General features: G+C 64.7%; 25 protein-coding genes. 11 read left to right on the top strand and 14 right to left on the bottom strand.

Features of this window, described 5'->3' with window-relative positions:
* Positions 1–265 precede the first annotated feature (265 nt).
* From ACIP0B_RS18840 to ACIP0B_RS18815, 6 genes are all read right to left on the bottom strand, one after another.
* The gene (locus ACIP0B_RS18840; RefSeq protein WP_400834867.1) at positions 266–1,606 is read right to left on the bottom strand and encodes an ATP-binding protein; all 1,341 of its coding nucleotides are present in this window, start codon (positions 1,604–1,606) and stop codon (positions 266–268) included.
* Between the two features lie 111 nt (positions 1,607–1,717).
* Positions 1,718–2,167, bottom strand: a complete 450-nt coding sequence (locus ACIP0B_RS18835) for a Spy/CpxP family protein refolding chaperone (protein WP_400834864.1) — start codon at positions 2,165–2,167, stop codon at positions 1,718–1,720.
* A 135-nt stretch (positions 2,168–2,302) separates the two neighbouring features.
* Complete coding sequence (locus ACIP0B_RS18830) at positions 2,303–2,980, bottom strand: response regulator transcription factor (protein ID WP_400834861.1); 678 nt, start codon at positions 2,978–2,980, stop codon at positions 2,303–2,305.
* A 7-nt stretch (positions 2,981–2,987) separates the two neighbouring features.
* Positions 2,988–3,398 carry a translation initiation factor 2 gene (locus ACIP0B_RS18825; protein WP_217893178.1) on the bottom strand — a complete coding sequence of 137 codons (411 nt, stop codon included), beginning with the start codon at positions 3,396–3,398 and terminating at the stop codon, positions 2,988–2,990.
* Positions 3,399–3,656: 258 nt separating this feature from the next.
* The gene (locus ACIP0B_RS18820; RefSeq protein ID WP_217893177.1) at positions 3,657–3,956 is read right to left on the bottom strand and encodes a YciI family protein; all 300 of its coding nucleotides are present in this window, start codon (positions 3,954–3,956) and stop codon (positions 3,657–3,659) included.
* Between the two features lies 1 nt (position 3,957).
* The gene (locus ACIP0B_RS18815; protein ID WP_400834858.1) at positions 3,958–4,554 is read right to left on the bottom strand and encodes a septation protein A; all 597 of its coding nucleotides are present in this window, start codon (positions 4,552–4,554) and stop codon (positions 3,958–3,960) included.
* An 87-nt stretch (positions 4,555–4,641) separates the two neighbouring features.
* Between ACIP0B_RS18815 and ACIP0B_RS18810 the strand changes: the two genes are divergently transcribed.
* The 6 genes from ACIP0B_RS18810 to rluB all read left to right on the top strand — a co-directional run bounded on the left by ACIP0B_RS18810 (position 4,642) and on the right by rluB (position 9,598).
* Positions 4,642–5,505, top strand: coding sequence for a PHP domain-containing protein (locus ACIP0B_RS18810; protein ID WP_217893175.1), 864 nt, complete (start codon positions 4,642–4,644; stop codon positions 5,503–5,505).
* Between the two features lie 13 nt (positions 5,506–5,518).
* Positions 5,519–6,148: an L-threonylcarbamoyladenylate synthase gene (locus ACIP0B_RS18805; RefSeq protein WP_139831323.1), complete on the top strand. Its 630-nt coding sequence runs from the start codon at positions 5,519–5,521 to the stop codon at positions 6,146–6,148.
* Positions 6,149–6,268: 120 nt separating this feature from the next.
* Positions 6,269–6,967 carry a segregation and condensation protein A gene (locus ACIP0B_RS18800; RefSeq protein ID WP_400834906.1) on the top strand — a complete coding sequence of 233 codons (699 nt, stop codon included), beginning with the start codon at positions 6,269–6,271 and terminating at the stop codon, positions 6,965–6,967.
* 11 nt (positions 6,968–6,978) lie between these two features.
* Complete coding sequence (gene scpB, locus ACIP0B_RS18795; RefSeq protein ID WP_400834854.1) at positions 6,979–7,947, top strand: SMC-Scp complex subunit ScpB; 969 nt, start codon at positions 6,979–6,981, stop codon at positions 7,945–7,947.
* 129 nt (positions 7,948–8,076) lie between these two features.
* Positions 8,077–8,268, top strand: coding sequence for a DUF1289 domain-containing protein (locus ACIP0B_RS18790; RefSeq protein ID WP_400834851.1), 192 nt, complete (start codon positions 8,077–8,079; stop codon positions 8,266–8,268).
* Between the two features lie 154 nt (positions 8,269–8,422).
* Complete coding sequence (gene rluB, locus ACIP0B_RS18785) at positions 8,423–9,598, top strand: 23S rRNA pseudouridine(2605) synthase RluB (protein WP_400834848.1); 1,176 nt, start codon at positions 8,423–8,425, stop codon at positions 9,596–9,598.
* A 206-nt stretch (positions 9,599–9,804) separates the two neighbouring features.
* Here the strand turns inward: rluB and ACIP0B_RS18780 are convergent, their stop codons facing one another.
* Both ACIP0B_RS18780 and ACIP0B_RS18775 read right to left on the bottom strand, forming a co-directional pair.
* Positions 9,805–10,770: a leucyl aminopeptidase gene (locus tag ACIP0B_RS18780; RefSeq protein WP_400834845.1), complete on the bottom strand. Its 966-nt coding sequence runs from the start codon at positions 10,768–10,770 to the stop codon at positions 9,805–9,807.
* 70 nt (positions 10,771–10,840) lie between these two features.
* Positions 10,841–10,978 carry a hypothetical protein gene (locus ACIP0B_RS18775; protein ID WP_170930044.1) on the bottom strand — a complete coding sequence of 46 codons (138 nt, stop codon included), beginning with the start codon at positions 10,976–10,978 and terminating at the stop codon, positions 10,841–10,843.
* Positions 10,979–11,470: 492 nt separating this feature from the next.
* On the opposite strand from ACIP0B_RS18775, the gene ACIP0B_RS18770 reads away from it, so the two are divergent.
* From ACIP0B_RS18770 to arfB, 3 genes are all read left to right on the top strand, one after another.
* A complete protein-coding gene (locus ACIP0B_RS18770) occupies positions 11,471–11,626 on the top strand; it encodes a hypothetical protein (RefSeq protein WP_400834842.1) in 156 nt (51 codons plus the stop codon).
* 284 nt (positions 11,627–11,910) lie between these two features.
* Positions 11,911–13,329 (top strand): amino acid permease, encoded by a 1,419-nt coding sequence (locus ACIP0B_RS18765; RefSeq protein WP_400834839.1) that lies wholly within the window; start codon positions 11,911–11,913, stop codon positions 13,327–13,329.
* A 132-nt stretch (positions 13,330–13,461) separates the two neighbouring features.
* Positions 13,462–13,875: an alternative ribosome rescue aminoacyl-tRNA hydrolase ArfB gene (arfB, locus tag ACIP0B_RS18760; protein WP_400834836.1), complete on the top strand. Its 414-nt coding sequence runs from the start codon at positions 13,462–13,464 to the stop codon at positions 13,873–13,875.
* Here the strand turns inward: arfB and ACIP0B_RS18755 are convergent.
* The 6 genes from ACIP0B_RS18755 to phhA all read right to left on the bottom strand — a co-directional run bounded on the left by ACIP0B_RS18755 (position 13,872) and on the right by phhA (position 18,342).
* The gene (locus ACIP0B_RS18755) at positions 13,872–15,059 is read right to left on the bottom strand and encodes an MFS transporter (protein ID WP_400834833.1); all 1,188 of its coding nucleotides are present in this window, start codon (positions 15,057–15,059) and stop codon (positions 13,872–13,874) included. The genes arfB and ACIP0B_RS18755 overlap by 4 nt on opposite strands.
* An 83-nt stretch (positions 15,060–15,142) precedes the next feature.
* The gene (locus ACIP0B_RS18750; RefSeq protein WP_400834830.1) at positions 15,143–15,325 is read right to left on the bottom strand and encodes a hypothetical protein; all 183 of its coding nucleotides are present in this window, start codon (positions 15,323–15,325) and stop codon (positions 15,143–15,145) included.
* 69 nt (positions 15,326–15,394) lie between these two features.
* Positions 15,395–15,526, bottom strand: a complete 132-nt coding sequence (locus ACIP0B_RS18745) for a hypothetical protein (protein ID WP_256575451.1) — start codon at positions 15,524–15,526, stop codon at positions 15,395–15,397.
* Between the two features lie 310 nt (positions 15,527–15,836).
* Positions 15,837–17,030 carry an amino acid aminotransferase gene (locus ACIP0B_RS18740; RefSeq protein WP_400834827.1) on the bottom strand — a complete coding sequence of 398 codons (1,194 nt, stop codon included), beginning with the start codon at positions 17,028–17,030 and terminating at the stop codon, positions 15,837–15,839.
* Positions 17,030–17,386 carry a 4a-hydroxytetrahydrobiopterin dehydratase gene (locus ACIP0B_RS18735; RefSeq protein ID WP_400834824.1) on the bottom strand — a complete coding sequence of 119 codons (357 nt, stop codon included), beginning with the start codon at positions 17,384–17,386 and terminating at the stop codon, positions 17,030–17,032. The genes ACIP0B_RS18740 and ACIP0B_RS18735 overlap by 1 nt, the downstream gene beginning before the upstream one ends.
* Positions 17,387–17,505: 119 nt before the next feature.
* A complete protein-coding gene (gene phhA / locus ACIP0B_RS18730) occupies positions 17,506–18,342 on the bottom strand; it encodes a phenylalanine 4-monooxygenase (RefSeq protein ID WP_400834904.1) in 837 nt (278 codons plus the stop codon).
* Positions 18,343–18,602: 260 nt separating this feature from the next.
* Here phhA and ACIP0B_RS18725 point away from each other — a divergent pair, with 260 nt between their 5' ends.
* Both ACIP0B_RS18725 and ACIP0B_RS18720 read left to right on the top strand, forming a co-directional pair.
* Complete coding sequence (locus tag ACIP0B_RS18725; RefSeq protein ID WP_400834821.1) at positions 18,603–20,165, top strand: sigma-54-dependent transcriptional regulator; 1,563 nt, start codon at positions 18,603–18,605, stop codon at positions 20,163–20,165.
* A gap of 417 nt (positions 20,166–20,582) precedes the next feature.
* The gene (locus ACIP0B_RS18720) at positions 20,583–21,323 is read left to right on the top strand and encodes a flagellar basal body rod protein FlgF (RefSeq protein ID WP_400834818.1); all 741 of its coding nucleotides are present in this window, start codon (positions 20,583–20,585) and stop codon (positions 21,321–21,323) included.
* Positions 21,324–21,344 lie beyond the last annotated feature (21 nt).

The raw sequence follows: 21,344 nt of genomic DNA, 5'->3' as shown, positions 1-21,344 counted from the left end.
ATCGCGGGCGAACGCCGAATCTGTGAACCCCTCGGACACTGTGGGAGCGAGCTTGCTGGCGATGGCGGTCTGTCTGTCAGTCGTGTTGTGACTGACATGCCGTCATCGCCAGCAGGCTGGCTCCCACAGGGGATCGCGGGCGAACGCCGAATCTGTGAACCCCTCGGACACTGTGGGAGCGAGCTTGCTCGCGATGGCGGTCTGTCAGTCAAAAAGGATGGGACTGACAGACCGCCATCGCGAACAGGCTCGCCCCTACAGGGGATCAGGGCTGGGTGACGGCGCCGGGCACGAGGGGCAGTTCCAGCCTGGCGATGAAGCCGCCCTGCGGGTGATTGGCCAGCACCAGCGCGCCGCCGTGCCGTTCCGCCGCACGGCGGGCGATGGCCAGGCCCAGGCCGTGGCCGGCGGCGGTCTGGCCCGGTGCGCGGTAGAACGGCTCGCCCAATTGGCTCAAGTGCTCGTCCTGCACCCCCGGCCCGTGGTCGCGCACGCTGACCACGATCCGCTCGCCCTGGCGCGCAGCCTGCAATTCGATCGGCTGGCCCTGTGGGTTGAAGCGCTGGGCGTTGCGCAGCAGGTTGTCCACGGCCCGTTCGATCATGGTCGGCCAGCCGGTCAGCGCCAGGTGCGGTTCGGCCTCCAGGCGCACGGCCTGCTCCGGCGAGCCGAGCTGCGCATCCTTCTGCAGGGTGCCGAGCAGGGCGTTCAGGTCCACGTCTTCGGCGCTGGCGTTGTCGGCGTCGACCCGCGCCAGCACCAGGATCTCACTGATCAGCGCCTCCAGCCGGTCGCATTCGCGGGCCAGGCGCGGCCACAACCTTTCCCGCTCCTCGGGGCTGGCCCGCTCGGCCAGCGCCAGGGCGATGCGCAGCCGGGCCAGCGGTGAGCGCAACTCATGGGACACATCGCGCAGCAGTTGCCGCTGGCTGCCGATCAGGCTTTGCAGGCGTGCGCCCATGCGGTTGAAGTCGTTGGCCAGCACGCCGAACTCGTCGCGGCGGTTGGCCAGTTGCGCCAGGCTGTTCTGCTGATAGGTGGTCTGCCCCAGGTCGTGCACGGCGCCGCGCAGGCGGTTGAGCGGCCGGGTGATGGAAAACGTCACCAGCAGGCTGAACAGGGTCAGCACCACCAGCGCGATGCCCAGCGCGCTCAACGGCCAGAGCAGGCTTTCGCGGTGCCAGGCGTCGAGTTCCGGGTGCGGGATGCGGTAGATGAACAGGTAGGTGTCGCCGCTCTTGGCGCTGGTGTATTCGTCGGTCAGGCGCCGCCAGGGCAGGCGGCGGTCATCGTTGTTCTGCCGGGCCTCGAAGGCGGCGGCGCGGCGCGGGAAGGTGCCGCGCACCACCGGGTCGCCGCTTTCGTTGAGCACCTGCACGTCGATGTGATACTGGCGCTTGCGCTGCTGGAGGATGTCCTGGGCGGCGTCTTCGCCCTGGCTTTCGTAGGTCTGCGTCCACTCGGCGGCCAGGGTGTTGAGGCCCGGATGGCGGCTGAGGATCCACGCATCCTGGTTGAGCATGTGCCCCATCAGGATGGAAAGCCCCGCAACCAGAGTGATGGCCAGCCAGAAGCTGGCCAGGATACGCCAGAACAGTGAACGCACGGAAAATCCTCGGTCAGACACAAATCCCCTGTGGGAGCGAGCAGGCTCGCTCCCACAGGGGATCAAACAGGCAGACCCGGCGGGGGAGGCCGCCGGGTCCGGGTCAGGACATTATTGCGCCTTTTGCGGCTGCTGCGCTTTCCAGGCCTTGAATTCGGCCCATTCGGCGCGGCGCTCGGCCTGCTTCTTCTGGATCTCGTCGAATTTCTTCTGCTGATCCGGCTTCAGCACGGCGCGCACGTCGGCTTCGGCCTTCTTGTGGTTGGCCGCCATTTCATCCTTCATGGTTTTCTGGTCGGCCGGCGACAGTTTCTCCAGGTACTTGTCGACCACTTGACGGCGTTCGTGCATCTGCTCACCCATGATCTTGCGGATCTGCTCGCGCTGCTCGCGGGACAGGTCCAGTTGGCTGTACGGGCCCTTGCCGTGCATGCCGTGCATCTGGCCGCCGTGGTGCGGGCCGTCCAGCGGGCCGCCCATCGGGCCTGCGCCTTCCGGCATGGCCATGGCGACGGTCGGCAGGGCAGCGGCGAACATCAGAGCGATGAGGGTCTTGCGCATGGTGTATCTCCTTGTCTCGTTCCCGGTACGTTCCGGATGGGTACAGATTACGGAGATCAAGGTCAGCGGCGGTCAGCGCTGGGTAAAGCTTGAGTAAAGACGTTCCGGCGCCGGCCTGACAAAACTGACGCAGCGTCAGAGGCTGTAGTAGTAGCCGCGGCTGCGCAGGGCCACGATGCGCGGGCGGCCGTCGGGGTGCGGGCCGATCTTTTTGCGCAGGTTGCTGACGTGCATGTCCAGGCTGCGGTCGTAGAGGGTCAGCTTGCGGCCGAGGGCGATCTGCGCCAGTTCCTGTTTGTCCAGCGGCTCGCCGGGCTGCTTGAGCAGGGCTTCGAGCAGGCGGCTTTCGGAGACGGTGAGGGTGAGCTCTTTCTCGTTGATGCTGACCACGCCGCGCACCGGGCTGAAGCTCAGGTCGCCCAGCTCAAGCTGGGTCGACACGGCGGCCGGATGGCTGCGGCGCAGCACGGCGCGCAGGCGGGCGGTGAGCTCTCGGGGGTCGCAGGGCTTGGCCAGGTAGTCGTCGGCGCCCAGTTCCAGGCCGAGGATGCGGTCCAGCGGCTCGCCCCGGGCCGACAGCATCAGCACCGGCAGGTCGGCGTGGTCGCTGCGCAGTTGCTTGAGCAGTTCCAGGCCGCTGCCGTCGGGCAGCATCACGTCCAGCACCACCGCCGCCGGCGAGGATTCGGCCAAGGCCTTGCGGGCGCTCTGGCCGTCGTGGCAGGCGCGTACCTGGAAACCTTCCTGGCTCAGCCAACTGGTCAGGAGTTCGCACAACTCCTGGTCGTCATCAATCAGTAACAGCTCGCTCATGACTCACTCAATTTAGCCATTGCCGACGCGTTCTGCGTCCACCGCCGGCAAAGATACCGCACAGCAGCGCCAATAGCGCAACGGCGGCCCCGGTGACAAACCATTGCTGCTGCTCGGTCAGCAGACGCGGCAGCGGGCTGGACTGGGCTTCCTTGAGCTGCAGTTTCAGGCGCTGATTCTCCTGACGCAACCGGGCCAGCTGCGGGCTTTCGCGTTCGCTGTCGGCGTTCTGCAGCTGTTTGCTCAGTTCCTCCCGCTGCTGCTCGCTGGCCTTCAGGCGCTGCTGCAACTCGGTGATCTGCGTGCCGGCGCTCAGCGACAGCGGCGTGGAATTGCCGTTTTCGACGCTCTCTTCGCCATGGGCGGGCGCCATGACCGACAGCGTGACCCACATCAGACACAACGGACCCTTGCGCATCGCGACTCCTGTTTCCCATTGGATAGTGGGCAGGTTGTCGGCCGGCAAACGAGAATAATGAGCGATTGAGAACAGCAAGAACCAGGAAGGTTCAGTGCCGGAGGCAATGTCGATGATGTGGCGAGCGGTTGGCACTGTGGCGAGGGAGCTTGCTCCCGCTGGACTGCTTAGCAGTCCCCTGCTTTTTGATTTGCAGAGCGGCGCCGCTTTGCGCCGCAGCGGGAGCAAGCGCCCTCGCCACAGGGGGAAACGATACCTTTACGGCAGGACTTGCTTGAACGGCTTGACGATGACGTTGGCGTAGACGCCGGCGGCGATGTACGGATCGGCGTCGGCCCAGGCCTGCGCGGCGGCCAGGGAATCGAACTCGGCGACGATCAGGCTGCCGGAGAAGCCCGCCGCGCCCGGATCATTGCTGTCGACCGCCGGGTGCGGGCCGGCCAGCACGATGCGGCCTTCGCCCTTGAGCGCTTGCAGGCGCTCCAGGTGCGCAGGGCGCGCGGCCAGGCGGGCTTCCAGGGAGTTGGCGACGTCGGTGGCAATGATGGCGTAAAGCATGTCAGTCCTCGGTTTTTGGCGTTGTGGTATCGGCGTCGTGCAGGTGACGGGACAGGTAGATGCCCTGGCCGACCAGGAACAGCACGGTCATGCCCAGGCTGCCGAACACCTTGAAGTCGACCCAGATGCTCTGGAAGGTGAAGGCGACGAACAGGTTGGCGGCCCCGCAGAACAGGAAGAACGCGATCCAGGCGATGTTCAGGCGCAGCCAGACCGGATCCGGCAGGCTCAGGGCGTGGCCCATGATGCGCTTGATCAGCAGGCGGTCGCCGATGAAATGGCTGCCGATGAAGGCCAGGGCGAACAGCCAGTTGACCACCGGGGCTTTCCATTTCAGGAAGGTCTCGCTGTGGAAGGCCAGGGTCAGGCTGCCGAACACCAGGCAGGCGACGAGGGTCAGCCACTGGCTCTTCTCCAGCTTGCGCTGCTTGATGAACAGCGCGCCGTAGACCACCAGGGAACTGACGATCAGCATCGCGGTGGCGCTGTAGATGCCGCCTACGGTCAGCTCGTGGCCGGCGACGTCGACGGTGCGCGGATCGAGTTTGTAGACGATGAAGAACAGCAGGAGCGGGATGAAATCGATGAATTGTTTCACAGTGAGAGCCAGAAGCTGGATGTGGCGGCATAATAACAAACATACGGGCGCGCGATAGCGCCAGCTGATTTGAGGTTACACATCCCCGTGAATGTCGATTTGCACTGCCACAGCACAGCCTCCGACGGTGCCCTGGCGCCGGCGGCACTGGTTGCGCGAGCGTTCGAGAACGGCGTGCGGATCCTGTCCCTGACCGATCACGACACCCTGGAAGGCCTGGCCGAAGCGCGCGCGGCCGCCGAAGGCCTGGGCATGCAACTGATCAACGGCGTCGAGCTGTCGTGCACCTGGGGCGGGGCGACCATTCATGTGCTGGGCTACGGCTTCGACGTCGACGCCGCACCGTTGGTCGAGGCCATCGCCCAACTGCGCGACGGCCGCTGGCTGCGTTCCGAAGAGATCGGCCGCAAGCTGGCCCAGAAGGGCATGCCCGGCGCGTTCGAGGGCGCCCGGCAGATCCAGCAGGCGCTGGGCGACAGCGGCAACGCGCCGGCCCGACCGCATTTTGCCGACTGGATGGTGCGCGAAGGCTTCGTCAAGGACCGCGCCGAGGCGTTCCGCAAATGGCTGGGCGCCGGCAAGCTGGGGGACGTCAAGCAACACTGGCCGACCCTGGAGGACACCGTCGCGACCCTGCGGGCCGCCGGGGCCTGGGTCAGCCTGGCGCATCCCTGGCACTACGATTTCACCCGCAGCAAGCGCCGCCGGCTGATTGCCGACTATATTCAAGCGGGCGGACAGGCGCTTGAGGTGGTCAACGGCCACCAACCGGCGGAGCAGGTGGGCAGCCTCTCGATCCTGGCCCGCGAATTCGGTCTGCTGGTCACCGCCGGCAGTGATTTCCATGGCCCTGGTGGCTGGTCCGAGATCGGCCAGTACCGGCCGGTGCCGGAGGACCTGCCGCCCCTGTGGCGCCGGTTCAAACATGACCCAGTTATCGCGGCCGTCTGAACAGGAAGAGAATGTGAGTCAATTTTTCCAGATACATCCGGAAAACCCGCAGGCGCGCCTGATCAAACAGGCGGTCGAGATCATCCGCAAGGGCGGGGTGGTGATTTATCCCACGGACTCTTCCTACGCCATCGGTTGCCAAATCGGCGACAAGAGCGCCATCGAGCGTGTCCGGCGCCTGCGCCAACTGGATGACAAGCACAACTTTGCGTTGATCTGCAGCGATCTGTCGCAATTGGGCAACTACGCCAAGATCGACACCGGCACCTTCCGCATCCTCAAGGCCCACCTGCCGGGGCCGTACACCTTCATTCTCAACGCCACCCGCGAAGTGCCGCGCCTGCTGCTGCACCCCAAGAAGCGCACCATCGGCCTGCGGGTGCCGAGCCATCCGATCGCCCTGGCGCTGCTGGACGAGCTGGGCGAGCCGCTGATGAGCGTGACCCTGATCATGCCCGGCGACGAGGATCCCTTGAGCGATCCCTACGAGATGCGCCAGTTGCTCGAGCACCAGGTGGACCTGATCATCGACGGCGGCTTCGGCGGCATCAAGGCCTCCACCGTGATCGACCTGACCGGCGACGATCCGGAAGTGATCCGCGTCGGCTGCGGCGACCCGACCCCGTTCATGGTCGAGGCCTGAATGTCCGCTGTCGAAACCGTCGATCCCCAGGCCGGAGCCCAGCAGGAACTGCCGTTCGCCATGGTCTATGGCCAGGCCGTCACGCAGCTGCCGATCGACCTGTACATCCCGCCGGACGCGCTGGAGGTGTTCCTCGAAGCCTTCGAGGGCCCGCTCGACCTGCTGCTGTACCTGATCCGCAAGCAGAACATCGACATCCTCGACATCCCGGTGGCGGAAATCACCCGCCAGTACATGGGCTACGTCGAGCTGATGCAGTCGGTGCGCCTGGAACTGGCCGCCGAATACCTGGTGATGGCCGCGATGCTGGCCGAGATCAAGTCGCGGATGCTGCTGCCCCGGGCCGAGACCGTCGAGGACGAGGAAGAAGACCCCCGCGCCGAGCTGATCCGCCGCCTGCAGGAGTACGAGCGCTTCAAGTCCGCCGCCGAAGGCATCGACGAACTCAGCCGGGTCGGCCGCGACGTGATCGTGCCCAAGCTCGATGCCCCGCAGGCCCAGGTGCGCAAGCTGCACCCGGACGTGATCCTGGATGAGCTGCTGATGTCCATGTCCGAGGTGCTGCGCCGGGGCGACATGTTCGAAAGCCACCAGGTCAGCCGCGAGGCGCTGTCCACCCGCGAACGCATGAGCGATGTGCTCGAGCGCCTCAAGGGCGGCGGTTTTGTGCCGTTCGTCGAGCTGTTCACCGCCGAGGAAGGCCGGCTCGGGGTGGTGGTGACCTTCATGGCGATCCTTGAACTGGTCAAGGAATCCTTGGTCGAGCTGGTGCAGAATGAGCCGTTCGCCGCGATCCACGTGCGAGCCCGAGCCGAATAACGAGTCGAAACATGAACCTGACTGAACCCCGCGAGCTGGCCCCCCTGCTTGAAGCCTTCCTGTTGGCTTCGGGAAAGCCGCAATCCCTTGAGCGCCTCTTCGAACTGTTCGAGGAGGGCGAGCGGCCGGAGCCGGCGGTCTTCAAGAAGGCCCTGACCCTGCTGGGCAAATCCTGCGAAGGCCGGGCGTTCGAGCTCAAGGAAGTCGCCTCCGGCTACCGCCTGCAGATCCGCGAGAAGTTTTCGCCGTGGGTCGGCCGCCTGTGGGAGGAGCGCCCGCAGCGCTATTCCCGTGCCCTGCTGGAAACCATGGCGCTGATCGCCTACCGCCAGCCCATCACCCGTGGCGAAATCGAAGACGTGCGGGGCGTGGCGGTCAACAGCAACATCGTCAAGACCCTGATCGAGCGCGAGTGGATCCGCATCGTCGGCTACCGCGACGTGCCGGGCAAACCGGCGATGTTCGCCACCACCAAGGCGTTCCTGGATCACTTCAACCTCAAGAGCCTCGACGAACTGCCGCCGCTGGCCGAATTGCGCGAGATCGAGCCGGAACCGATGCTCGATTTCGACGACGCCCCGGTGCCGCCGGGCCTGCAGGAGCAGGCCGACGCCAGCGCCGAGCCGGAGGAGCCGAAAGAGGAAACCAGCTTCCACACCCTGCTGCTTGAGCTGGACAGCATGGAGGAGGGGATCAAGACCGACTTCGACGACCTGCTGCGCGACGGACCGTCGGACGAAACGCCATCGGGCGGTCTTGAAGGCGTGTATGAGCCCGAGCCGCTGGTTGAGTCGGAACCCGAGTTCGAGTTCGAGCCGGAGCCCGAAGAAGACATCCTCGGCGTCGCCGAAGCCAGGGAAAAACTGCTGGCCGCCGTCGCCGCCCTTGAACAGCCGGAGCCCGAACTGAGCGACGAAGAAGCCGAGGCCCGCGCCTTGGCCGAAGCCATCGAGGCCGAGCGCCTCGAACGCGAAGACTGACGCCAACCCCCTGTAGGGGCGAGCCGGCTCGCGAAGGCGGCGGTCTATCCGCCATTGATGTGTCAGGCAGGCCGTCATCGCCAGCAGGTTGGCTCCCACAGGTTCATCTGCCCGTTGTGGGAGAAATGCATGAGTTCAACCAAAGACCCCTGCATCGATGTCTGCAAGTTCAGCGACGACATCTGCCTGGGCTGCGGCCGCAGCAAGCGCGAGATCAAGGCCTGGAAGAAACTCGACAAGGACGACAGGCGCGCGGTGCTGGCCGAGGCCGCGTTGCGCCTGGCCCGGTTGGGCGCCGCCGGTCGGCGGAAAAAGAAATGAACGGGCGCGCGTCAGCTAGTCTCTGATGCGCGAACGGCCAGATCCGCGTATGATTCGCGACCCTTCGGCGAACCCTTCGCCCGAACACACAGTTTCCAATGCTTCAGGGCACCCGTTCCGGGGCCCTGGACAGACCACACCGGGAGGTGCCCAGATGAGCGACATCGAACAGCAAGACGACCAGCCAACCCCACCTGCAGGCGAAAAGCTGCAGAAGGTCCTCGCCCGCATCGGCGTGGGCTCGCGCCGTGACGTCGAGGCCTGGATCAGCCAGGGCCGGATCAAGGTCAACGGCAAGGACGCGACCCTCGGCGTGCGGGTCGACCTGCACGACGCCATCACCATCGACGGCAAAGTGATCAAGCGCGAAGAGTCCGCCGAGTCCGTGCGCCGCGTGATCATGTACAACAAGCCCGACGGCGAGATCTGCACCCGCGACGACCCGGAAGGCCGCCCGACCGTGTTCGACAAGCTGCCGCGCCCGAAAGAGGGCCGCTGGATCAACATCGGCCGCCTCGACATCAACACCACCGGTCTTCTGATGTTCACCACCGACGGTGAGCTGGCCAACCGCCTGATGCACCCGTCCTACGAGATGGACCGCGAATACGCGGTGCGTGTGCGCGGCGAGGTCGACGACGAAATGATCGATCGGCTCAAGGCCGGCGTCATGCTCGAAGACGGCCCGGCGAAGTTCACCGACATTCAGCAGGCACCGGGCGGCGAAGGCTTCAACCACTGGTATCACTGCGTGGTGATGGAAGGCCGCAACCGTGAAGTGCGTCGCCTGTGGGAATCCCAGGGCTTGGTGGTCAGCCGCCTGAAGCGCGTGCGTTTCGGTCCGGTGTTCCTCAACTCCGACTTGCCGATGGGCCGCTGGCGCGAAATGAGCCAGTACGAAATCGACATCCTGAGCGCCGAGGTCGGCCTGACCCCGGTGGCGTTGCCGCAACTGAACGCCAAGAGCAAGGACAAGATGGAGCGCCTGCAGCGCAAGTCGTCGCGGCCGATGGCCCGGGCCGACCGGGTGCGCACCCTGCGCCCGGCCAACGGCGCACCGGCCACGCCGCGTGCGGGCCGTGAGCCGCAGCTGGAAGGCGAGCGTCCAGGTCGCAAGCCGGCCGCCCGTGCGGACGGCGAGCGCGCGCCGCGTGGCCGCAGCGAGCGTGGCGAAGGCCGCGGTGCGCCTGCCGGTCGCGGTACGCCGGTGGCCGAGCGTCCGGCCGACACCAAGCGCCCGGCCAAGCCGGCGGCGAAGCGTCCGGGGATCAAGCTGACCGACGGCGACAAGCCAGCGGGCAAGCGCCGCAGCACGCCGAAGCCGCGTTAAGCGCCAGTCGGTGCAATAAATGAAAAACGCCAACCTCAGGGTTGGCGTTTTTTTATTGCCCGGCGTCCACGTATTCCGTCTTCACCCAAGATCCCTGTGGGAGCCAGCCTGCTGGCGATGACGGCGGCACATCCGGCATCGATGCGTCAGACAGACCGCTATCGCCAGCAGGCTGGCTCCCACAGGTTGTCCTCCAACATCCGGGGTCAGAGCACGAACCGCCCGTCGAACACCGGCTTGTCATCCAGCGCCAGCACGCCGCCGGAGAAGATCAGGTCCAGGTGATGGCTGCCCTTGGCGCCGCCGCCCAGGCCCAGGTGCAGGCCGCAATGGCGCTCCTCGAAGCCGGCGTTGCGCGCATACAGTGACTTCACCCCTTCGTTGGTGCCGATGCCCAGTTCCTCGATCCGCCGGTTCGACGGATTGGCGTCCAGGTACTTGTTGAAGTCGTGCTCCAGGCCCGGCACGTCGGTGGCGATGCGCTGGATGGTCGAGTTCTCGATCCACAGTTCCAGCGGCGATTCCAGCACGCCGTACTTGCGGGCGAACGGAATGGTGCTGAGGAAGGTGCCCTTGAACTTCACGTGGCCGTTGATGGCTTCGCTGTGGGTGGCGATTTCGCCGGGGGCCAGGTCGAAGTTGCCGATGCCGTTGATGTCGGTCCACTTCTTGATGCTGCTCATGGGCGTTTCGAACCATGAGCCGTGCTCGTCGCTGAAACTCAAGGTGGTGGCCTGGGACATGCGCTGGATCAAGTGGCTGTTGAGCCCGGCGATCCGCTGCGGCGCGATGCTGAAGGTGTCGTAGAAGTAATCGCCGTAGTCCTTGAACAGCAGCGATTTCTTCCAGTTCTCCGCCATCACCCCTTGCAGGGCACGCACGAAGTCCGGGCCGTCGGGGCGCGGGTTGGGCAGGGTGGAGGAGTCGTAGAAGAAAATGTAGAGATCGGTGTCGGCGATCGCCGAGGTCAGCGCGGCGGTGGACTCCAGATCCAGTCGCATGGCGTTGAAGCCGAAGCGCGGGTGATCGCCGGCCTGTTCGGCGATGGCGCCGGTCAGCGCTTCGTAGTCGGCGGTGTGGCCGAGCAATACCTTCGCCGAGTCGAGGCCGGCGAGGGCAGGGTGATGTTCGAGGTAGTAAAGGAAATGCGAAATCGCACGTGGCTTATCCATGGATCCTCCCTGACAGACCGTGTGGAATGCGGCGGGCACGACCGGCCGATCGTGCCCGCCCGGGAATGGCTTACAGAGGCCACATCGCCGTGCCGAACGGTACGACCGCGTCGGCTTGCATCATTTCCACGGCGGCTTCATGGGTCGGTGCTTCGAACCATTCGTCCAGTTGCAGTTCGGAGTCCAGGTCTTTTTCGATCGCTTGCATGGTCTATCTCCTAGATAACGTTCACGGTGGGAGCAACAGCGCGCGGCCCAAGGGCGGGTCACGCACTGACTCGCCGGTCGATGCGGCTCGGCGAGACGTGAAGAACGTAGACCAGCGCTTTTTGCATTGCAAAATTTCCTCTATTTAATTTTTAAATGGACTTTTTATTCCATTTTTTTAAGCCGATCTTTCTGTTTGCAAAACAGTGACTAAATCGATTCACCTGATAGTTAGCTTCCTACCGTCAATTTGCAGACGTCCTACGGATTTTTCTGGAATGGAAAGTTTTCGTTACGGCTTGTACGGGAATTTTTACGAAAAAGCCGATGAAACGACCTGACTTCCGGCGCTTTTTCACGCTGTAAGGAAAACCTGCCGAAGTGCCCGTGTTCGGGGGCTTCGCAAGGCTCTGGCCTGCTTGTCTCAGGGGCGTTTGGCAGGTGAGATGCGCCCCATGCCTGTCGTGCAGGTGCATAACAAGAAGGAGGCGCAATGAACGCCGCAATCCGTTTTTTTCTCACCCCGTGGGACGGTCTTTCCGACGTCCGCGCCGATGGCCTGCAAGGGCCTGATCCTTCTTTTGCAGCCGCCCGGACGTCCCGGGGCGGACACGTGCAATCCCGGCCCAAGGCAACGCTGATCCAGTGATGTCTGGCAGCAGGGGGTTAGCGGTGTACAATGCGCCGCGTTTTAGCTGTGACTCCCTGCGTAATCGCGCAAACCTCAAGGCCATCCGCCTTGTTCACTCCGTCGCGCCACAAGCGTGCCGGGTTCGATTTCGTCACAGACAAGAACAAACAGGTGACGCATGAGTGTTGTTAAAGAGCTTAATTCCTGGTGCCTGCGCTGGGGTTTGATCGGGGTCGCCTGAAAATCGCGACCGTGCAGCAACGTCTACTGACCATCATCAAACCCTGCGTGAGACCCTTTTCATGAGTGGACAAAACCCGCAATCAGGCGAACTGAAACGCGGCCTGAAAAATCGCCACATTCAACTGATCGCCCTCGGCGGCGCCATCGGCACCGGCCTGTTCCTCGGCTCGGCCGGGGTGCTGAAGTCCGCCGGCCCGTCGATGATCCTCGGTTACGCCATCTGCGGCTTCATCGCGTTCATGATCATGCGCCAGCTGGGCGAAATGATCGTCGAAGAGCCGGTGGCCGGCTCCTTCAGCCATTTCGCGCACAAGTACTGGGGCGGCTTCGCCGGCTTCCTGTCGGGCTGGAACTGCTGGATCCTGTACATCCTGGTGGGCATGTCGGAGCTGACGGCGGTCGGCAAGTACATCCATTACTGGGCGCCGGAGATCCCGAGCTGGGTCACTGCGGCGGCCTTCTTCCTGCTGATCAACGCGATCAACCTGGCCAACGTCAAAGTCTTCGGCGAGGCCGAATTCTGGTTCGCGATCATCAAGGTCGTGGCCATCGTCGGCATGATCGCGCTGGGCAGCTACCTGCTGGTCAGCGGCCACGGCGGCGAACAGGCCACGGTGAGCAACCTGTGGTCCCACGGCGGGTTCTTCCCCAACGGCGTCAGCGGCCTGGTGATGGCCATGGCGATCATCATGTTCTCCTTCGGCGGCCTGGAAATGCTCGGTTTCACCGCCGCGGAGGCCGACAAGCCGAAGACCGTGATCCCGAAAGCGATCAACCAGGTGATCTACCGGATCCTGATCTTCTACATCGGCGCCCTGGTGATCCTGCTGTCCCTGACCCCATGGGACACGCTGCTGGCGACCCTGAACGCCTCCGGCGACTCCTACAGCGGCAGCCCGTTCGTGCAGGTGTTCTCGATGCTCGGCAGCAACACCGCCGCGCACATCCTCAACTTCGTGGTGCTGACCGCCGCGCTGTCGGTGTACAACAGCGGCACCTACTGCAACAGCCGCATGCTGCTGGGCATGGCCGAGCAGGGCGATGCGCCGAAGGGCCTGGCCAAGATCGACAAGCGCGGCGTGCCGGTGCGTTCGATCCTCGCTTCCGCTGCCGTGACCCTGGTGGCGGTGCTGCTCAACTACCTGATGCCGCAGCACGCGCTGGAGCTGCTGATGTCGCTGGTGGTGGCCACCCTGGTGATCAACTGGGCGATGATCAGCTACTCGCACTTCAAGTTCCGCCAGCACATGGACAAGACCGGCCAGAAGCCGCTGTTCAAGGCGCTGTGGTATCCGTACGGCAACTACGTCTGCCTGGCGTTCGTCCTGTTCATCCTGGGCGTGATGCTGCTGATCCCTGGCATTCAGGTGTCGGTGTACGCGATTCCGGTGTGGGTCGTGTTCATGTGGGCCTGCTACGTGATCAAGAACAAGCGCAGCGCGCAGCACGCCGTGCCTGCGGCGGGCGTCGCCAAGTAAGCGTCAGATGCGGAAACGACAAACCCGGCCAATGTGCCGGGTTTGTCGTTTCTGGGGTTCCCGCAATGGATTGGCGGCAAGGGCGGCGCGGTTTCGCGGTATCCTGCGCGCTCTGAATCCGGACGCTTTTCCATGCTGGCGATTTCCAACAACGTGCACCTGCCCGACGCCGAGATCGAACTGACCTACATCCGCGCCCAGGGCGCCGGCGGGCAGAACGTCAACAAGGTCTCCAGCGCCGTGCACCTGCGCTTCGACATCCCGGCGTCGTCGCTGCCTGAGTTCTACAAGGAGCGCCTGCTGGCGCTGCGCGACAGCCGCATCACCGCCGACGGCGTGCTGATCATCAAGGCCCAGCAGTACCGCACGCAGGAACAGAACCGCGCCGATGCGCTGGAGCGCCTCGCCGAGCTGATCCAGGGCGCCGTCAAGGTCGAGAAGAAGCGCCGTCCGACCAAGCCGACCCTCGGCTCCAAGAAGCGCCGGCTGGAGTCCAAGGCCAAGCGCGGCAACATCAAGGCCGGCCGGGACAAGGTGGATTTCTAGTCCTGCGGGTATTTGCGCGTGTGCCGGTACAGGTAGACGCTCAGCGCCAGACCGCTCAACGCGGCCAGCGCCGCGAACAGGAATATCGAAGCGAAGCCGAACCCTGCCGCAATCGCCCCGGCCAGCGGACCGGTAATCCCCAAGGACAGGTCGATGAACAGGGAATAGGCCCCGACCGCCGCGCCCCGGCTGGAAGCCGGCACCAGGTTCACGGCCTCGACGCCCAGCGCCGGGAACACCAGCGAGAAGCCGAAGCCGCTGAGCGCCGCACCGGCCAGCGCCCAGTGGGCGTCCGGCGCCAGCCACAGCAGCAACAGGCCGAGGGTCTCCACCGACAGGCAGGCGATCGCCACGCGGAAGCCGCCGAGGCGGTTGATCAGGTTGCCGAACAACAGCCGCGCACCGATGAAGCAGGCGCCGAACAGGCTCAGGCACAGCACGGCGTTGTCCCACTGGCGGGTGGCGTAGTACAGGGTGATGAACGTGGCGATGGTGCCGAAGCCGATCGAGCCCAGCGCCAGGCCGCAGCCGTGGGGGAAGACGCGCCCCAGCACATGCATGAACGGCAGGCGTTCGCCGGCGACGATGGGCGCGGCGGTCTTCGGCCAGGCCAGCAGCAGCCCCAGCGCCGCCAGCAGGATGATGCTCACGCCCATGCTCCACAGGCCCAGGCGGCCGACCAGCCACACGCCCAGCGGCGCGCCGACGGCGAGGGCGCCGTAGCTGGCGATGCCGTTCCAGGAAATGACCTTGGCGGTGTTCGCCGCGCCGACCCGGCCGATCCCCCAGCCGATGGAGCCCGAGCCCACCAGGCTTTCCGCGCTGCCCAGCACCAGCCGGCCGATGAACAGGCTGATCAGGCTGAGCAGCGGCAGGTTCGGCGTCCACGCCGAAATCAGCATGAACACGCCGCTCAGGCCGCAGCCCGCCAGCCCGATCATCACGGCGCGTTTGCTGCCTTTGTTGTCGATGATCTTGCCGGCGTAGGGGCGGCTGAGCAGGGTGGCCAGGTATTGCACGCTGATCACCAGGCCCGCGATCACCGCGCCGAAGCCCAGGTCGCTGTGGACGTAGCCGGGCAGCACGGCGAGCGGAATGCCGATGTTGAGGTAGCCGATGAAGGTGAACAGGACGATGGAGACGACTTGCAGCGTGACCGCCAGGGGGCGCCGGGTTTCTGACATGGGGAACGATCCACGGGACAGGCAGGATAGATAGGCTGCTTATGATACCGGCGTGGATGGGGCAGGGGCGCGCAAAAGTAAAACTATTTGTCGGGTGCGACCAGTTGCGTGGTGACCAGCGCGGCCAGGGCGTTCTCTTCGCTGCCGAAGCGGGCGAGCAGGGCGGCCTGCTTTTCCGGCGGCAGACGGCTCCAGATCTCGATCATGCGCTCGGTGGCGTCGATCAGGACGGCGGCCTGTTGTTCGTTGAAGGAGTCGTCGGTCATGGCGGGTCGGCTTTCAGGCAGTGTGGAAAGCGCATGTTAGCGCTTTCCACACGGTCTGTACGGCGGGGTTTACTCTTCGCTGTCGGCCGGGCGGCCTTCGGCGGCTTCTTTGGGCTCGGGCTGTTGGGCGCCGGCCTGTTGCGTGGTCGTCTGCTCAGGTACGTGCAGGCTTGGGAAGGGGAGATTCGGAATCTCGTGCATGGTTGCGCTCCTCGCTAAGTCTGTTGATAGATCTGGTAGATCCGCGCTTTGAAAAAGCCTGGGAAGGATACAGCACTGAAAATGACAATCAGGCTTTTATGTCCGTTTATTTCGACGGGCGGGATTGTCTAGACAGGTCAATGGCGGGAGTGTGGAAGCCGATGCCTGGATCCTGTTCGGCGGTGCCTGGGCTGACGTCATCGCGGGCAAGCCCGCTCCCACAGGTATTTGTGGCGCATGCAACGCTTGTGAGCGACAGGGGAAGTTGTGAAGCCTTGCGGGGGCGGATTTTCCCGCCCCCACAAGGGCTTTAGCGGCAGACCTTGGCGATGGCCTCGGCCAGCAGGTCCAGGCGGGTGGCGTCGACGCCGGCCACGTTGGCCCGGCCCGAGCTGACCATGTACACGCTGTGGTGGTCGCGCAACGCCTTCACTTGCTCCGGCGACAGGCCGGTGTAGGAGAACATCCCGCGCTGCACGCCGATGTGGGCGAAGCGCTCACGCAGGCCGTGGGGCTCCAGCGCCTCGACCAGGCCGCTGCGCAGTTGGGCGATGCGCAGGCGCATGGCTTCCACTTCGTCGGCCCAGCGGCGTTTGAGCTCCGGGTCGTCGAGGATGGTCGCCACCACCGCCGCGCCATGGTCCGGCGGCGTCGACCACAGGTTGCGGGCGATGTGCGCCAGTTGGCTGCGCACGTCGGTCAGCTTGTCGGCGGTTTTCGCGCAGACGATCAGCGCACCGGTGCGGTCGCGGTACAGGCCGAAGTTCTTCGAGCAGGAGCTGGTGATCAGCACCTCCGGCAGTTCGGCGGCGAACAGTCGGGTCGACCAGGCATCCTGTTCCAGACCGTCGCCGAAGCCCTGGTAGGCGAAGTCGATCAGCGGCAGCAGGTCGCGGCTGCGCACCACTTCCAGCACCCGGTGCCAGTCGTCGTGGCTCAGGTCGAAGCCGGTCGGGTTGTGGCAGCAGGCGTGCAGCAGCACCACGTCGCCCTTCGGCGCCTGGCTGAGCGCGGCGATCATTGCGTCCACGTCGAGGCGGTTGTCGGCGCCGACGTAAGGGTAATGGCTGACCTTGACGCCGGCCGCCGCGAAAATGGTCTCGTGGATCGGCCAGGTCGGGTCGCTCAGCCATACGCCACGGCCCGGCAGGCAGTGGGCGATGAAGTCGGCGGCCAGGCGCAGGGCGCCGGTGCCGCCCGGGGTCTGGGTGGCGCCGGCGCGCTGCTGGGCGATCAGGGCCGAGCCTTCGCCCAGCACCAGTTCATTGATGACCTTGCCGAACAGCGGGTTGCCGTGACCGCCGATGTAGGTCTTGGTGGTCTGGCTGTCCACCAGGCGCGCCTCGGCGATCTTCACCGCTTCGGGGATCGGCGTCAGGCCCTGGGCATCCTTGTAGACGCCCACGCCGAGGTCGAACTTGCGCGGGTTGGGATCCTGCGCGTAGGCCTCCATCAGGCCGAGGATCGGGTCGCCGGGCACCCGGCCGATGGCGTCGAAATGCATCACTTGCGTCCTTCTGCAGTCTTGGCCACGTCGTCGGTGCGGGCGGCCATGATGAAGTCGTTGCGGTGCAGGCCCTTGATCGAGTGGCTCCACCAGGTCACGGTGACCTTGCCCCACTCGGTCAGCAGGCCAGGGTGGTGGCCTTCGGCCTCGGAGATGTCGCCCACGGCGTTGGTGAAGGCCAGCGCATGCTTGAAGTTCTTGAACAGGAAGACTTTCTCCAGCTGCATGATCCCGTCGCGCACTTCGATGTTCCAGTCAGGGATCTGCTTGATCAGGATCGGCAGTTCTTCGTCGCTGACTTGTGGCGCATCGGCACGGCAGGCTTCGCAGTGGGCTTGATTCAAACTGGACATGGCATGTTTCCTGAAATCGGGTGTGTGTTTTTTTTATGGGGCGTATCGGTCGTCGATGTCGCCACGCTAAACCAAAGCGGCGGCGACGGACAGACTCACTTGCAGGTCAAAGCTGCGGGTCACGCGGCCTTGGGCTTGGGCGGAAACTTCGGTGCGTGCAGCCCCAGCTCCATGCCTTGGCGGACCATGGCCATGATGTCTTCATGGGCCAGGTCGAACAGGCGCTTGAGGTTCGGCAGGACGAAGTACAGCGGCTGCAGGATGTCGATGCGGTAAGGGGTGCGCATGGCTTCCAGCGGATCGAAGGCCTGGTGCTCGGGCTCGCCCGACAGGCTGTAGACGGTTTCCTTCGGCGAGGACAGGATGCCGCCGCCATAGATGCGTTTGCCTTGCGGGGTGTCCAGCAGGCCGAACTCGATGGTCATCCAGTACAGGCGCGCCAGGTACACGCGCTCTTCCTTGGTGGCCTGCAGGCCGAGCTTGCCGTAGGTGTGGGTGAATTCGGCGAACCAGGGGTTGGTCAGCAGCGGGCAGTGGCCGAAGATCTCGTGGAAGATGTCCGGCTCTTGCAGGTAGTCCAGCTCTTCACGGGTACGGATGAAGGTGGCCACCGGAAAGCGCTTGCTGGCGAGCAGTTCGAAAAAGGTCTGGAAAGGGATCAGCGCCGGCACGCGGGCGACCTGCCAGCCGGTGGTCTCGCCGAGCACCTTGTTGATCTCGCCCAATTGCGGGATGCGGTCGTGGGGCAGGCCGAGCTTCTCGATGCCGTCCAGGTATTCCTGGCACGCGCGGCCCTCGATCACTTTCATCTGACGGGTGATCAGCGTGTTCCACACCGCATGCTCTTCGGCGGGGTAGTCGATAAAACCGTTCGCATCGGGCTCGCGGGCCACGTATTGCGTGTGCTTCATACTGCTCTCCTGCGAGGGGAATTCGTTCTTGTTATGTCCTGCGATGGACTCAGAATGAGCGCAGGCGGGGCGGGAATGCAGCAGGGTGAGCCTGTTTAGCGTAGGAAAGGTCTCTCAAATTCGTAAACTATTCGTTACGGTTCGTGGGGTAAGTCGCGTTTGCTGAGGTTTTCGGGTTTGAAAGCGCGCCCATGTGTCACATAATCTTGACGACTGTTTTCGTATTCCGACAGAAATTCAGGGCAGTGCCGCCCGCAGGGATGTGCATCGGGCATTCCATCCATTCACCGCTAGCCGAGCTTTCTATGCGTATCAAAGTCCACTGCCAGAACCGCATCGGTATCTTGCGCGACATCCTCAACCTGCTGGTGGAGTACGGCATCAACGTCGCCCGCGGCGAAGTGGGCGGGGAGCACGGCAACGCGATCTACCTGCATTGCCCGAACCTGATCAACCTCCAGTTCCAGGCGCTGCGGCCCAAGTTCGAGGCCATCGCCGGGGTGTTCGGGGTCAAGCGGGTCGGGCTGATGCCCAGCGAGCGCCGGCACATGGAGCTCAACGCATTGCTCGGGGCCCTGGACTTTCCGGTGCTGTCGATCGACATGGGCGGCTCGATCGTCGCGGCCAACCGGGCGGCGGCGCAACTGCTCGGGGTGCGGGTGGACGAGGTGCCGGGGATTCCCCTGTCGCGCTACGCCGAGGACTTCGACCTGCCGGAGCTGGTGCGCGCCAACAAGTCGCGGATCAACGGCATGCGGGTCAAGGTCAAGGGCGACATCTTTCTGGCCGACATCGCGCCGCTGCAGTCGGAGCACGACGACAGCGAGGCCATGGCCGGGGCGGTGCTGACCCTGCACCGCGCGGACCGGGTCGGCGAGCGCATCTATAACGTGCGCAAGCAGGAGTTGCGCGGTTTCGACAGTATCTTCCAGAGCTCCAAGGTCATGGCGGCGGTGGTGCGCGAGGCCCGGCGCATGGCGCCGCTGGATGCGCCGCTGCTGATAGAAGGGGAGACCGGCACCGGCAAGGAACTGCTGGCGCGGGCCTGCCACCTGGCCAGCCCGCGGGGGCAGTCGCCGCTGATGGCGCTCAATTGCGCGGGCCTGCCGGAGTCGATGGCCGAAACCGAGCTGTTCGGCTATGGCCCCGGTGCGTTCGAGGGGGCGCGGGCCGAAGGCAAGCTCGGGCTGTTGGAGCTGACGGCGGGCGGCACGCTGTTTCTCGACGGCGTGGGCGAGATGAGCCCGCGCCTGCAAGTGAAGCTGCTGCGCTTTTTGCAGGACGGCTGTTTCCGTCGGGTGGGCAGCGATGAAGAGGTGTACCTGGACGTGCGGGTGATCTGCGCGACCCAGGTGGACTTGTCCGAGCTGTGCGCGCGCGGCGAGTTCCGTCAGGATCTCTACCATCGTCTCAATGTGCTGTCGCTGCACATTCCGCCCCTGCGCGAATGCCTCGATGGCCTGACGCCGCTGGTGGAGCACTTCCTCGACCAGGCCAGCCGGCAGATCGGTTGCCCGCTGCCCAAGCTTGCGCCGGCGGCGATGGACCGCCTCAGCCATTACCACTGGCCGGGCAACGTGCGGCAGCTGGAGAACGTGCTGTTCCAGGCGGTTTCGCTGTGCGACGGCGGGACGGTCAAGGCCGAGCACATCCGGCTGCCGGACTACGGTGTGCGTCAGCCGCTTGGCGATTTCTCGCTGGAAGGCGGTCTGGACGAGATCGTCGGACGGTTCGAGAAGGCGGTGCTGGAGCAGCTGTACGCCGAGCATCCGAGCAGCCGGCAACTGGGCAAGCGGCTGGGGGTCTCGCACACCACCATCGCCAATAAACTGCGCGAGTACGAGGTGGGCAAAGGCCCCGAGGTCTGAGCGATCCTCTGTGGGGCGAGCGATCCCTTGTGTGGTGAGCGATCCCCTGTGTGGCGAGGGAGCTTGCTCCCGCTGGGCTGCGCAGCGGCCCCCAAGTGGGTGAGCGCTTCGCGCTCAAGCGGGAGCAAGCTCCCTCGCCACAGGTTTGGCCACAGGTTTGGCCACAGGTCTCACCACAGGTCTCACCACAGGTCCCACCACAGGTCCCACCACAGGTCATTTCGCCGCGCATTGCCGCCAAGCGGCAGGAGCGCGCCGGTTTTTCGTCTTCGATACATTCCCCCGATTCTCCGCTGAACCCCTCAAGTCCTTTGTTTACCGGGCTGTCGGCCGCCAGAAAAAAGTTGGTCTGCAAATTGCTTATGGCTTCGCAGTACAGCAGTGGGCGGCAAACGTCCGGCAGGCAGAGGAAACAGCGTGGACAAGTACCTTTACGTGGCAATGACCGGCGCCAGCCAGAATGCACTGGCGCAGAAGGCCCATGCCAACAACCTGGCGAACATCTCCACCAACGGTTTTCAGCGTGACCTTGAGCAGGCGCGTTCGATGCCGGTGTTCGGCGACAGCTTTCCGGCGCGGGCGTTTGCGATGAGCGAGCGGCCGGCCACGGATTTCAGCCCGGGCTCGCTGGTGCAGACCGGGCGCGACCTGGACGTGGCCGTGAGCGGCAACGGCTGGATCGCCGTGCAGAACCCCAACGGCGGTGAGAGCTACGTGCGCACCGGCAGCCTCAACATCGATGCCCTGGGCGTGCTGCGCGCCGGCAACGGCATGCCGGTCATGGGCAACGGCGGGCCGATCGCCGTGCCGCCGGAGCAGCAGGTGGAGGTCGGCGAAGACGGCACCATCAGCATCCGCGCGATGGGCGAGGGCCCGCGGGTCATGGCCGAAGTCGACCGCATCAAGCTGGTCAACCCGGACATGAAGAACATGACCAAGGGCCTGGACGGCTCGATCTACACCAAGGACGGCCAGCCTGCGCCGGCCGACGCCAACGTCAAAGTGGTGTCGGGATTCCTGGAGTCGAGCAACGTCAATGCCGTGGAAGAGATGACCTCGGTGCTGGCCCTGGCCAAGCAGTTCGAGTTGCACGTCAAGATGTTGATCTCCGCCAAAGACGACGACCTGGCCATGGCTCGGGTCTTGCAGATCAGCTAATTATCAGAACGTCGCGCCGTA

This window comes from Pseudomonas sp. NPDC089534, from assembly GCF_044749305.1.
Taxonomy (GTDB): Bacteria; Pseudomonadota; Gammaproteobacteria; order Pseudomonadales; family Pseudomonadaceae; genus Aquipseudomonas; species Aquipseudomonas ekonensis.
Note: the sequence above shows the minus strand (reverse complement) of the source record. Positions and strands in the feature narration are given on the sequence as shown.